Origin of the sequence: Treponema porcinum (assembly GCF_900167145.1) — a bacterium.
In the GTDB taxonomy this organism is placed as follows: Bacteria; Spirochaetota; Spirochaetia; order Treponematales; family Treponemataceae; genus Treponema_D; species Treponema_D porcinum.
In genome coordinates this window covers 255,203-268,981 of sequence record NZ_FUWG01000002.1, presented here as the reverse complement: position 1 = coordinate 268,981, position 13,779 = coordinate 255,203, and the positions used below count along the sequence as shown (strand labels likewise).

Below are 13,779 nucleotides of genomic sequence, written 5' to 3'. Positions count from 1 at the left end.
CCGGAACTGCCACGCCGAACGTATAGCCGTATTTCTTTATATCTTCCTTTCGTTTTTCTACAATTTCATCAAGAATATGCACTTTCTTTCCTTATTTACAGGCTGTTTGAAACGCGCTTTACTTCTTCCAGTTTTCTTAACGCCGTTCCGTCCGCAATAGATTTTTTTGCAAGCTCATAGCCTGCCTGAATGTTACGCGCCTTTCCAGAAATGTAAAGAACCGCACCGGCATTAAGGCAGACCGCCTCGACAATCGCCTTTCTTCCGCGTCCGTTCAGAACTTCAAGACCAAGCTCTGCATTTTCCTTGCCAGTTCCGCCGGCAAGTTCGTCAACGTCAACTCCGGTAATTCCGTATTTTGCCGGATTTATAGTATAGGAATATTCCTTTCCGTCCTCATTAATCTGATAGGCATAAGTCGGAACGCACGGAGAAATCTCGTCAAAACCGTCCTCGCTCGTAATTACAAGAACACGCTTTGCACCAAGCGATTTTGCCGCACGCGCAACAGGAACAAGAAGATTTTTGCTGTACACGCCAAGAACCTGATATGCCGCACCGGCAGGATTTGAAAGCGGACCAAGAACGTTCATAATCGTCTTAATTCCAAGCGCCTTTCGCACAGGAGCGGCAAAACGCATCGCGCTGTGATAGATTGTTGCCATCAAAAAGCCGAAGCCCGTCTTTTTAATAAGTTCCGCTGTTTTTTCCGGCGGATTGTCAATTTTAATTCCGATACATTCGTAAAAGTCCGCCGCACCGGACTTGCTTGAAACGGCGCGGTTTCCGTGCTTTGCCATAGGCTGACCGCAACTTGCCGCAATAATCGCTGCAAGGGAAGAAATGTTGAAGCTTCCCTTGCCGTCGCCGCCTGTTCCTACGATTTCTGCAAGTTTTGCACCATCAACGTTAAGCGGCGTCTTTTTCCTGCACAGAACGGACGCACAGCCTGCAAGTTCCGAAGCACTAGGTCCCTTTGCCGCAATTGCCGTAAGAACAGCAGCCGTAACGCGCTCGTCAAGAATTCCGTCCGTAAGGTTTTCCATAAAAAGCGCCGCCTGTTCCTGAGTCAAGTCTTTTCTGTCTATAAGCTGATTCAGGTATGCTGCAGCAGCAAAACTGTCACGCCGGTAATTAAGAAATGCACGGAAAATATCATCGCCCTGTTGTGAAGCAATCGACTCCGGATGAAACTGTACACCCTCAATAAACATGGTCTTGTGTCGCACGCCCATAATGTCGCCGTCTTTTGCACGGGCAGTAACTTCAAAATCCTCAGAAATAGTTGCCTCATCAATTACAAGCGAATGATAGCGCGTAAACGAAGAACGTTTTCCTATAATGCGGAAAAGACCGCGTCCGTCAAGTTCCATTTCCTCAACAACGCCGTGGCAGATGCGCTTTGCCTGAACAATTTTCGCACCGAACGCCTGACCGATTGCCTGATGACCAAGACAAATTCCAAGAATAGGAATCTTTCCGGCAAAATATTTAATTGCCTCAACGCTTACGCCAGCATCAGACGGCGTTCCCGGTCCCGGACCTATTACAATGTGAGAAGGATTCATCGCCTCAATTTCCGAAACGGTAATTTCCTTTGAACGGATAGTCTGCACTTCCTCGTTTCCAAGCCGCTGAAGAGCCTGCACAATGTTGTATGTAAACGAATCGTAATTATCTATAACAAGTATCATATCGTCCTGCCTTTTTCTGACTGTTTATTTTGATCCTTCAATAACTGCCCTGAGAGCGCCGAGTTTTTCGTTCGTTTCTTCCCACTCGCGGTCAGGATTGCTGTCGTACACAATTCCGCCGCCGGCCTGTAACGTCCAGGTTGAGTCCTGCTTTAATGCACAGCGAATTCCTATGCAGAAATCCAGATCGCCGGAAGCCTGAAGATAACCGATTGCACCGGCATAAAAACGCCTCTTTACGTTTTCCAGACGGCTCAAAATTTCTATTGCGCTGATTTTAGGCGAACCGCTTACAGTTCCTGCCGGGAACGCCGAACGGAGAACCTGAATTTGCTTAAGTCCGTCCTTTACCTTTCCCTGAACGTCGCTTACAAGATGCATAACATGACTGAAATATTCGCAGTCCATATAGCGCGTAACCTGAACGCTTCCGCTCTGGCAGACACGTCCCAAATCGTTACGGGCAAGGTCAACAAGCATTAAATGCTCACTGATTTCCTTGTGGTCACCGAGCAAATCTGCCTTAAGAGCTTCGTCTTCGGAAGCAGTTTTTCCGCGGCGGCGTGTTCCTGCAATCGGGCGAATTGACGCAATGCCTTCACGCACGCGCACAAGACTTTCCGGGGAACTTCCCAAAAGCTGCCTGTCGCCAAAATCGATGTATACAAGATACGGAGATGGATTAAGCGAACGCAGGCGGCGGTAAATTTCAAGCGCGCCGGATTCACATTCAAGCTGAAGACGGCGGCTAGGAACTGCCTGAAAAATGTCGCCGGCAACAATATGTTTTTTAAGTTCAACGACTTTTTCCTTGTATTCGCGCTCTGACTGAGCCAAATCAGTAATAGTCCGGCACGGACGCGGTTCTTCCGGCGGCGCAAGATAGCTGAAGTCAAGGTCACTAAGCCTGTTTTTAAGCGTATCAACTGCTTTCTGAAGGTCAATCTGGTGTTCCATATAGTTAAGCGCAAAAATATGCAGGGTTTCGGTAAAATGATCGAATACAATGTAGATATGACCAGCAACGAATTCGCTTTCAGGAATTTTAAGTTCATCTTTCTGTGGGGCAAGGTTGATTGTGTCGCACCGGGCGCAGAATTCGTAGCTAAGGTAGCCTACGCCGCTTGCAGGAACAGGAATGTTTTTTACTGGAAGTTCGTTTTCACCGGCAACATACAAAAGCGCGTCAAGAATGTCCGGCTTGTGAAGAACAGTACTTCCCGGCGCAATTTTTTCTGCTTCTGCGCCGTTTTCTGCATCAGTCTGCGCCGTAAACGGAACGCGCCGTCCGTCAATGATGAACGCAATTCCTTCATCGTCCTGCAGAATGTGAAACGCTTCTTCCGCCATAAGAATGGAATAACGTTCTTTTCCCATATTGAAGCGCGCACTTTCCAAAATTGCCTTTGCACCAATTTTCCGCGCAAGTGAAAACGGCGTGTAGCGGTCGCTAGGAAGCGTAAGATATATACCGTCTGTTCTTTTTACCATAATTACAGTCCTCAAATGAAAGCATTTATTACTATGAATAGTAACGTTTCTTTTTATAGAAACATACACCAACATTAGATTACTGTCAATAGAAACAAGAAAAATAATATCTTAGAAAATCTTGTAATCTTCCGTACGGTTAAATATCCGGACTAGCGTAACAAAATCAGCAAAATGGAAAAACATTTCCTGCATCTTACTGAGAAGTGGAAGTGAGTTTGAGAATTCCATTTTCATCTTCTCCAACTGTATAAGAACCAGAATCATAAACAGTTCCATTTACAGTTCCCAACGTTCCCGACGAAACAATATAAATGTCCGAAAGAATGTACACTGTTTTATTGCCTTCTCTATTATTTTCAAAAATGTTACCCGAATTTGGTAATACTAAAGAACTCTTATTTATATATAATGCTCCGCCATGAGTTGATGAACTATCTACTAAGGCTGTTTCATTATTCTTGAATATACAACCCTCCGTAATCGTGACTGTAGAAGAAGAATCTGCTCCAATTGCTCCTCCATTTCCACTGTCACCCGTTGCTTTATTATAATAGAATTCACAATTAGAAAGGGTTATTGATGCACCAGTAGCATAAACAGCTCCTCCACCTCCAATTGAACCTGTACAAGAATTTCCCAAGTTTTCATATTCAGCATTTCCAAAAATACAATCACTAAAAGTTGCTGTTGCAGAAGCTGCTATGTAAACAGCACCTCCATCACTACTTGACGTATTATTTTCAAATCTACAATTTTCAAAACAAACATTGTATGCTGTTTTTCCTACATAAACAGCTCCACCTTTAGGGCCTTTATTTCCTGTAAAACTACAAAATCTAAATGTTGTGTCAGAAGAAGTATAATCATCCACTAAGTAAACTGAAGCGTGACTCGATGAAGAGTTATTCTGAAATGAACAATATTCAAAAGTTGTCGTACCCCCATTTGTAATTAAGTTCGACGGTTGAGTTTCTGTTTCAGAAGTTCCGTCAAATACTATAGGAGCTGATTCCGAACCTTTAAATGTCAGACTAGCTGAATATAGAGAGAAAAAATTACTTGCATAGCCTTTTTTTCTTCTAAATGTAACGCGAGTGCCTGTTGAAATAATATTTGCTTTTCCTGAAAAACTTATTGTAGAAGCTATTTCAAAATCTCCTGATACATAAATATCACCGACATCAGTTGTCGCACTGCTTAATTTTTCAGAAAGAGTATCCCAGTCAGTAATTACCTCTACCGTCCACTTTGCGTACAAAATAATGTCCGCTGTCACACTGGTTGAAAAATTATACGCAGCCGTACAATTTTCATCTGTGTACCAACCGCCGAATGTATATCCTTCCTTTGTCGGTGCTGTAGGTGTTGTAGCAGTGCCGTTGTCTACAATCGTCTGAGAAGCAACGGCACTTCCACCGTTTGTTTCAAACGTAACAATATACGTTCCCTGTTTCGGTATTGTATATTCTTTTGTTGCTACAACTTTACCGTCAATAGAGAGAGAAATCTTAATGGTAACTTCGTTTGACTGCTGATTAACAGTAAATCCATTGTTTTCATCCAGCGTTACAATACCTTCTGGATTTATAGAATAAACAATTGTCTCATTTTCACTTGCACAGCTGTTTGTGCAAGAAAGAGTATACTCTCCTGCGTCCAAACTGCCTTCTACAGTTCCATCATCTTCGCTTTTTCTTACTTCAATAATCCACGGCTCTGTTTTTATTTCAATTGATTTTTTAACAGGCTCAGACGAAACATACCATTCAGGCTCAGAACTTGTTATTGTCTGCTCGCAATAATAAGTCGCATCATTTTCAAGATTTCCAATCTTGCTGTCTATTGTTTCTGAAGAACTGTTGTACCACGCATAAGACACGGTATTTTCAATCGCAGTTGAAGCATTATTTTCGCCGTCATACAGCATATACGCCGGCAAACTGTTAGATGCAGAAAGTGTTATTATTCCCGAATATTGTGCAATCGTTATTGTTTCATTTTCCTGTTTGCCGCCGTCTGCCGTAATTTCAAAAGCCAAATCATCTTCATCAAAAGAATATTTAAACGGAACTGTCACTTCATACGTTAAATTCTTACCGTCTGCGTCAAAAGCAGCAAGATTTGTAATTACAAGAGGAATATTTCCAACCAGCTGTTCTGGATTTGAAAGATTTTCTGCATAAGCTAATTTATAATTTACAGGAAGAGACTGAATGTTTAAAACATAACCGTCTGCATACGTTTCTGTAATTTCAAAAGCCGTAATATTATCAAGCTGTCCTGAAACTTCATATTCTCCGGTATATCGTGCGTCAAAACTTACAATCTGACCGCCGAATACATCTGTCTGCCTTGAAGCTGTTGTTGCTCCGTTCACGACAATATTTTTATTCGTAACAGTACACAAATAATAAATATAGTTGCCGGACTCATCTTTCAAAGGCAATGCAACCGTTCCGTCTGATGCAATTTCAATTTCAGAAGTACAGTCTGTTTTTCCCGCCATATCAGCAGTTTTTGCTTTTTCCCATATATAAGAAATTTCTCCGCTTGCTATTGCAGAAAGTTCAAAAGAAATTGCATTGTCTTTTACCGCAGGAATTGTCCAGGTTACTACAGGTTCTTCTGCATTCATTACAAGGGAAACCGGCTCAGAATATTTATACCCGGATTCCGTGCATATTCCGATTACGGCAAAGCGCGCTTTTGCATAAAGCGTCAAATCTTTTACCAAAGAACTTTCTGCAAACTGTTCTGCATTGCAGATATATATTTCGTAGTCATCTGGTTCAAGTTCTTTTTCATATCCGTGTATAAAATGAGCAATTATGGAAACGTTATCAGGAAGAGCAAATGTCTGTCCGACTGTATAATTTTTTGTGATTTTATCAAGAGATTCTTTAGCAATTTCTACAGATTCTATGTTTTTTATAATGTTTTTAAAAAGCGTGACTGTTTCATACGTCGTAGCGCCGGCTTCTACAACAATGCCAGATTTTTCTGCATAGGCGGCACATTCTGTTGACTTAAATGCCTTTATGACAATCGCATAAGAGCCGGGTGTAAGGCTTTCAAAAGTTATGGATTTTCCCGGCGCGGAACTTACCTTCGCAACAGGGGAACTGCCTGAATCATAAAGTTCTGCGGTAAAGGACGTAATTTCATTTACGTCATACGTTTCTGCAATCCGTTCAGAACCCTCCGGCATTTTTATGGAAATGGCACCTGTCTTTTCAGAGAGCGAACTGAAAATTTCACAGGACGACAGGAACAATGCCAGGGCGGACAAAAATAGAAAATGCTTTTTCATAACAAACTCCGTAAAAAAAAGTTTTTAAACCGTTTTATTATACGCCCCCCCCCCACAAATGTGCAAGACAAATATTGCAAATATAATAAAAATTTACAAAAAAAAGCTGTCCCTAAGGACAGCCTTTTATTACCCAGAAATGCTATTTTCCTGCCGTAACAACCTTGAATGCTTCCATAACCGATTCTTCATGGTTTAGACCTCGTGCCTCACCCTTCGCTATTTCCGTCATCATCCGCTGGTAGTCGTTCGGAATAATCTTCTTGAAGCTTGTGATGTACGTATCAAAATCTGCAAGAATCTTTTTTCCCAGCTTAGAGCCGGTTTCTTTTGTATGGCGTTCAATCAAATCACGGAGCGTGTCTATGTCGTGCTTGTCGGTAACTTCGCCCATAGAAACAAGCTGTTTGTTCAGGCGAAGGTACAGGTCATGGTTTTCATCAAGAACGTAGGCAATTCCGCCGCTCATTCCGGCCGCAAGATTTCGTCCTGTAGGACCAAGAATGACTGCCGTTCCGCCTGTCATATATTCAAGTCCGTGGTCGCCGCATCCTTCTGCAACGGCAACTGCACCGGAATTACGAACGCAGAAACGCTCGCCGGCAAGTCCGTTTATGTACGCTTCGCCGCTTGTTGCGCCGTAAAGGGCAACGTTTCCGATGATGATGTTTTCTTCTGCCTTGTACGTGGCGTTTTTAGAAGGATAAACAACGATTTTTCCGCCGCTCAGACCTTTTCCAAGATAGTCGTTTGCATCGCCTTCAAGTCTCAGCGTCATTCCCTTTGGAATAAACGCGCCGAAGCTCTGTCCGCCGCCGCCAGTACAGTTTACTACAAACGAATCGTCTTTCAGCGTTCCGCCAAAATTCTTCTGGATTTCTGAACCGAGTATTGTTCCCACGGTTCTGTCCGTAGAAGAAATTGAAATGCTGAACGTGCCTTTTTTAGCTTTCTTTGCTTTTTCAAACGCTTTCAGAAGTTCTTTTTCATCGACTGTCTTTTCAAGCTGGAAGTCGTATATGTCCGCCGGGTCAAAGTGCGATTTTGCTCCGTCCGGTGCTTTCCAGCCTATTATCCTGCTCATATCTACAAGGTTTGCACGAGGGAACGAGCATTTTTCCTTTATCTTTAAAAGCTCGGTATGTCCGCACATTTCGTCAAGCGTCCTGAAGCCGAGTTTTGCCATATATTCGCGCAGTTCCTGTGCGATGAATTTCATAAAGTTTTCAACGTATTCCGGCTTTCCGGTGAAACGCTTGCGCAGTTCTGAATTCTGCGTTGCTACGCCGAACGGACAAGTGTCAAGGTTACATACGCGCATCATTGCACAGCCCATCGTGATAAGCGGCGCAGTTGCAAAGCCGAATTCTTCCGCACCTAAAAGCGCCGCGATTGCAACGTCGCGTCCGCTCATAAGCTTGCCGTCAGTTTCAATGACAACGCGGCTTCTAAGTCCGTTCTGAATGAGCGTCTGGTGTGTTTCTGCAAGTCCAAGTTCCCACGGCAAGCCTGCGTGGTGGATTGAACTTAAAGGCGCAGCTCCCGTTCCGCCGTCGTGTCCGGAAATAAGGATAACCTGCGCGCCGGCTTTTGCAACACCGGCAGCAATCGTTCCGACGCCTGCTTCAGAAACAAGTTTTACGGAAATGCGTGCGGCGCGGTTTGCGTTTTTCAAGTCGTATATAAGCTGCGCCAAATCTTCTATAGAATAGATGTCGTGGTGCGGCGGCGGTGAAATGAGCGAAACGCCAGGTGTTGCATAGCGTGTCTGTGCAATCCACGGATAGACTTTTTTGCCAGGAAGATGTCCGCCTTCGCCCGGCTTTGCTCCCTGCGCCATTTTTATCTGGATTTCCTTTGCGCTCAAAAGATATTCTTCCGTTACGCCGAACCGTCCGGAAGCAACCTGCTTGATTGCAGAATTCCTGTCTGTTCCAAGGCGCTCCGGACGTTCTCCGCCCTCACCGGAATTTGATTTTCCGTGCAGATGGTTCATCGCAAGCGCCATACATTCGTGTGCTTCCTGACTGATTGAACCGTAACTCATTGCGCCTGTCTTAAAGCGCTTTACAATTTCGTCAACGCTTTCTACCTCATCAAGCGGAATTTCCTGCGCAGCGTCAAAGTCGAATTTGAGCATTGCCCGCAGCGTGTGCGGATGGGCGTTGTCGTCAACAAGAGCGGTATATTCCTTAAAGCGGCTGTAATCGCCGTTTCTCGTAGATTCCTGAAGCGCAATTATTGTTTCCGGCGAATACAGGTGATCTTCGCACGTAGGACCGCGGCGCAGTTTATGGTTTCCAACACTGTCAAGATGCGTGTTTACCGTAAGACCAAGCGGATCAAACGCCTTGTTGTGATGGAAGTTTACGTCGTCCTCAATTTCCTTAAGTCCTATTCCGCCTACGCGGCTTACTGTGTTCGTAAAGTACTGGTCGATGACTTCCTTGCTTATTCCCACTGCCTCAAAAATCTGCGCAGACTGGTAGGACTGAATTGTAGAAATACCCATTTTTGCGGCAATTTTTACGATGCCGTTTATAATTCCCTTGTTGTAGTCGTCAATCGCCGTGTGGTAGTCTTTGTCCAGAAGTTTCTGGTCGATAAGTTCAGCTATGCACTCGTGCGCAAGATACGGATTTACCGCACGCGCACCGTAGCCCAAAATCATTGCCGCCTGATGAACGTTGCGTACTTCCGCAGACTCAAGGATAATTGAAATTGCCGTACGCTTTTTCGTGCGTACCAGATATTGTTCTACGCCGCTTACTGCAAGCAGTGACGGAATTGCAACGTGGTTTTCGTCAACTCCGCGGTCGCTTAAAATGATGATGTTTGAACCATTGTGATATTCGTGGTCAATCGTTATGAAAAGATTATCAAGTGCTTCTTTTAGCGACGTATTTTTGTAATACAAAAGAGATACTACGGCTGTTTTAAGACCCGGACGGTTCAGGTTCTTAAGCTTGAGCATATCAACGCCGGTCAAAATCGGATTGTTTATCTCAAGGACGGTGCAGTTAGAACTTTTCGGCTCAAGCATATTTCCGTCAGAACCGACGTACACGGTGGTGTCGGTAACGATTTTTTCACGAAGTGAATCAATCGGCGGATTTGTAACCTGTGCAAAAAGCTGCTTGAAGTAATTGAAAAGGGCAGGGTGCTTGTCGCTCATTACGGCAAGAGGCGTATCAACACCCATACTAGCCGTAGGTTCAACGCCTGTTTTTGCCATCGGCAAAATCATTTCGTTTACGTCTTCGTAGTTCCAGCCGAATGCACGGTACATAATGTCGCGCTCTTCCTGCGTATATACAGGAATTTTCTTGTTCGGAATTGACAAATCCTTAAGTTTAAGAAGGTTCATATCAAGCCATTCACCATACGGATAAAGGCTTGTAAACTGCTTCTTGCATTCTTCGTCAGAAATAAGACGTTTCTGTACTGTGTCTACAAGAAGAATTCTTCCTGGCTGAAGGCGTGATTTCTTTACAATGTTTTCTTCAGGAATATCAAGAACGCCTACTTCTGAAGAAAGGATGAGCATATTGTCTTTTGTTATGTAATAACGAGAAGGGCGCAGACCGTTTCTGTCAAGCGTTGCACCAAGAACATCGCCGTCACTGAAAAGGATTGCTGCAGGACCGTCCCACGGTTCCATCATAGTTGCCCAGTAATGGTAAAAATCCTTCTTTTCAGAAGACATCATTTCGTCATTTTTCCACGGCTCCGGAATACATACCATAACGGCAAGCGGAAGCGGCATTCCGTTCATTACAAGGAATTCAAGCGTGTTGTCAAGCATTGCAGAATCAGAACCTGTCATATCTACGGCAGGAAGAATTTCGCGCACTTCTTCTGCGCTGAATACAGGAGAACGCAGCGTTTCTTCGCGTGCAAGCATTCTGTCCGCATTTCCGCGTATTGTATTTATTTCACCGTTATGAGCAATAAAGCGGTTAGGGTGGGCACGCTGCCAGCTTGGATTTGTATTCGTACTGAACCGCGAATGGACAAGCGCCATCGCAGAAACGTAATCTTCCGACTGCAAATCTTTGTAGAACGTGCGCAACTGTTTTACAAGGAACATTCCCTTGTACACAATCGTACGCGAAGAAAGGGAAGCAATATATGTATTCAGGTGCGAATGTTCAAACTGGCGGCGCAGAATGTAAAGTTTTCGGTCAAACGCAAGTCCTTTTTCAACTTTTGCCGGGCGTTCGATAAAGCACTGCATAATGCACGGCATACAGTCTTTTGCACGCTGACCAAGAACATCCTGATTTACAGGAACTGTACGCCAGCCAAGAAATTTCATTCCCTCTTTTTTTGCAAGAACTTCAAGCATTTTCATTGCCTGAGAACGGATGTACTTATCCTGCGGAAAAAAGAACATTCCTACGCCGTAATCGCGTTCGTCACCAAGCTTTATGCCGGATTCTGCTGCAGCTTTCTTAAAAAAAGTATGTGAAATCTGAACAAGAATACCTACGCCATCACCTGTTTCTCCTGTAGCGTCTTTTCCTGCCCGGTGTTCCAGCTTTTCAACAATGGAAAGCGCATTGTCCACTATTTTGCGGCTTGCAGTTCCGTCTATATTTACAACAGCACCTATACCGCAGGCATCGTGCTCAAAAGACGGGTCATAAAGAGTATTCATTACATCCTCCAACAGAAATTTTTTGTTTTGAAAACAAATTTCAGCAAAAAAAAAGAGACCGTAGATAAAATTCCATAATAATACCTATAGAATTCTGTCTACGACCTCTTTGCCGTATGGTCTTATACTATCATTTTTTTATTTCTTTTACTAGTGGGCGGACAAATCTTCTGAAATTTGCATGAAAAACTGCAAAATATATGTCAAACCGTCCGATTTAAGCAGGAGTACTTTCCAAAAATGACAGGATTGTTACTAAAAGGCGTATTTTTTCCGGAAGAATTTTTCGAAGCGGTTCTGTTTTTTCGTTTTCAGGCGTAAATCCAAGTGCCTGCGCCGTTACGTCACTCATTACAGGCGGAAGCGTTCCAAAAAGCTGCATTGTTTCTTCCATATCATATTCCCGGTGAAAAATCGGAGGCTTATGCGAAGCAAGACGGCTGTCCGGGTAAAATTTACATGGACGCCAGCACGGAAAACCATTTTTGTCTTTTACGCAACTTCCTCCAAAAAGCCGGCAGATAAACGCCCTTCCGTTATAACATGTACAATGATATGAATTCTCATTATCGAACAGAATACATGTTCTTTCCGGAGAATACGTAAACGTGCCGTCTGCAATAGAATATGCTTTATCTGTCTGATTCTGCAAAAGCCAGGCAGCAAGATAGAGGGCTTCTGCTTCAGATAAATCAGGTTCAAAGTTGTGGCAGCATTTTCCGCAACCGGCAGGACATGTAAATTCCGTCCTTGCATACCATTCATTCTGGCATTTTTCCAGACTGTAATAAATTTCTTTTATTCCTGATAAAATTTCGTATTCCCGCGTACCTTTAAGCCGGAGCAGGATTTCATCAATACCGCAAGACATTTTTTCAGAAAAAAATTATTTTCCAGAATCACCGTAATTACTAAGAACACGCGCAGACGGATCATTTACATTGCAGCCTTCCCATGATTTGTTAGGCATCCAAAAGTCTGTAATCATCTGACTCTGTCCCGGATAATATTTTTCAAAAATCTCGCGGTACAAAAGCGATTCTTTAGTAAACGGCTGTGCATGAGTGTATTTTTTGCGCAGCGTTTCAAATTCTTCGTCAGTATAAGTGTTTTCTGCATATTCCTTCAAATCATCCACCAATGAATGACCTACTGCATCACTGAACGCAGCCTTTTCACGCATAAGAATGTCATACGGAAGATACTGGCTTCCATCCTCCGCTTTCTCAAATGCATGGCGAAGAAGATATTTTCCCTTGTTATACTTATTCAGCTTCATTTCCGGATCAATGCTCATTACGTATTCTACAAAATCAAGATCACCGAACGGAACGCGCGCTTCAAGCGAATTAACGGAAATACATCTGTCCGCGCGAAGAACATCATACATATGAAGTTCGCGAATCCTTTTTGCCGCTTCTTTTTGGAATTCGGCGGCGTTCGGCGCAAAATCAGTGTATTTATAGCCGAAAAGTTCGTCGCTTATTTCGCCTGTAAGAAGAACGCGGATGTCCGTCTGCTCGTGGATTGCCTTACAGATAAGGTACATTCCCATACTTGCGCGGATTGTAGTAATGTCGAACGTACCAAGCGCGCGGATAACGTCCTCAAGAGAAGAAAGTACGTCCTCTTTTGTAATGATAATTTCGTGGTGGTTTGAATGGATAAATTCTGCAACCTGTTTTGCATACTTCAAGTCAATTGCATCTGTTTTCATTCCTATGGCAAATGTTTCAATCGGCTTTTTAAGGATTTTTGCAGAAACTGCGCAGACAAGTGAAGAATCAAGTCCGCCGGAAAGAAGGAAACCGAGCGGAGCGTCAGCGTCAAGGCGTTTTTCTATGCCGCGCACAAGTTTGTCGTGAATGTTTTTGCAGACTGTTTCAAGGTCGTCCCTGCATACGCTTTTTACTTCGGTCATATCGCGGTAACAGGTAAAAAGTCCGTCCTTGTAGTAGTAGCCCGGCGGGAACGGCAGGACTTCTTCTACAAATCCCACAAGATTTTTCGGTTCGCTTGCAAATGCAATCTGACCGTTTGAGTCATAGCCGTAATACAGCGGACGAATTCCTATAGGGTCACGCGCCGCAATCACTGATTTTTCGTTTTCATCGTAAATGATAAGCGCATATTCCGCATCAAGGCGGCGGAACATTTCAACGCCGTATTCCTTAAAAAGCGGCAGCAAGATTTCACAGTCAGATTCGCTTTTAAACGAATAGCCTTTCTGTATCAGTTCTTCCTTTATAGTACGAAATCCGTAAATTTCTCCGTTGCAGACAACATATTTTCCTTCAAAGGAAAACGGCTGCATTCCTTCTGGCTGAAGACCCATAATCGCAAGCCGGTGGAAGCCCAGCACGCCGCCATTCAGTTCTATAATCCGGCTGGAATCAGGACCGCGGGATACTGTTTTTGCAAATCCCTCATGAAAATCCTTCATCGAAATAACTTCACCAAAATAACCCATAATAGAACACATAAGCGCACCTCAATTTTCCTAGTCAGAATTGTCGTTAAATAAAAAAAGACGCCGTAGAAAAACAGACAGAATTCCTGTCTGCTTTTCTGCGACGTCTTTGCCGTATTACAATAAAGTAATGACTCGGTTACGAAATGTC

6 protein-coding genes are annotated in these 13,779 nt (G+C 43.7%); all 6 read right to left on the bottom strand.

The genetic code is table 11. From position 1 onward, the window contains the following. Positions 1-95 precede the first annotated feature (95 nt). The 6 genes from B5D55_RS01150 to asnB all read right to left on the bottom strand — a co-directional run bounded on the left by B5D55_RS01150 (position 96) and on the right by asnB (position 13,640). On the bottom strand, positions 96-1,694 hold the full coding sequence (locus tag B5D55_RS01150) for a bifunctional anthranilate synthase component II/anthranilate phosphoribosyltransferase (protein WP_078932141.1): 1,599 nt from the start codon (positions 1,692-1,694) through the stop codon (positions 96-98). Positions 1,695-1,718: 24 nt separating this feature from the next. Next, on the bottom strand, positions 1,719-3,185 hold the full coding sequence (locus B5D55_RS01145) for a chorismate-binding protein (RefSeq protein ID WP_078932140.1): 1,467 nt from the start codon (positions 3,183-3,185) through the stop codon (positions 1,719-1,721). A 196-nt stretch (positions 3,186-3,381) separates the two neighbouring features. Further along, on the bottom strand, positions 3,382-6,498 hold the full coding sequence (locus tag B5D55_RS01140; RefSeq protein ID WP_078932139.1) for an InlB B-repeat-containing protein: 3,117 nt from the start codon (positions 6,496-6,498) through the stop codon (positions 3,382-3,384). Positions 6,499-6,640: 142 nt separating this feature from the next. Next, complete coding sequence (gene gltB / locus B5D55_RS01135; protein WP_078932138.1) at positions 6,641-11,158, bottom strand: glutamate synthase large subunit; 4,518 nt, start codon at positions 11,156-11,158, stop codon at positions 6,641-6,643. A 217-nt stretch (positions 11,159-11,375) separates the two neighbouring features. Next, positions 11,376-12,029 (bottom strand): YkgJ family cysteine cluster protein, encoded by a 654-nt coding sequence (locus tag B5D55_RS01130; RefSeq protein WP_078932137.1) that lies wholly within the window; start codon positions 12,027-12,029, stop codon positions 11,376-11,378. Positions 12,030-12,044: 15 nt separating this feature from the next. Continuing rightward, positions 12,045-13,640 carry an asparagine synthase B gene (asnB, locus tag B5D55_RS01125; protein ID WP_078932136.1) on the bottom strand — a complete coding sequence of 532 codons (1,596 nt, stop codon included), beginning with the start codon at positions 13,638-13,640 and terminating at the stop codon, positions 12,045-12,047. Positions 13,641-13,779: the final 139 nt, after the last annotated feature.

Excerpts from the sequence above, each read along its gene's own strand:
- B5D55_RS01150 (WP_078932141.1), bottom strand. The coding sequence starts at position 1,694 with ATGATACTTGTTATAGATAATTACGATTCGTTTACATACAACATTGTG.
- B5D55_RS01145 (WP_078932140.1), bottom strand. The coding sequence starts at position 3,185 with ATGGTAAAAAGAACAGACGGTATATATCTTACGCTTCCTAGCGACCGC.
- B5D55_RS01140 (WP_078932139.1), bottom strand. The coding sequence starts at position 6,498 with ATGAAAAAGCATTTTCTATTTTTGTCCGCCCTGGCATTGTTCCTGTCG.
- gltB (WP_078932138.1), bottom strand. The coding sequence starts at position 11,158 with ATGAATACTCTTTATGACCCGTCTTTTGAGCACGATGCCTGCGGTATA.
- B5D55_RS01130 (WP_078932137.1), bottom strand. The coding sequence starts at position 12,029 with ATGTCTTGCGGTATTGATGAAATCCTGCTCCGGCTTAAAGGTACGCGG.
- asnB (WP_078932136.1), bottom strand. The coding sequence starts at position 13,640 with ATGTGTTCTATTATGGGTTATTTTGGTGAAGTTATTTCGATGAAGGAT.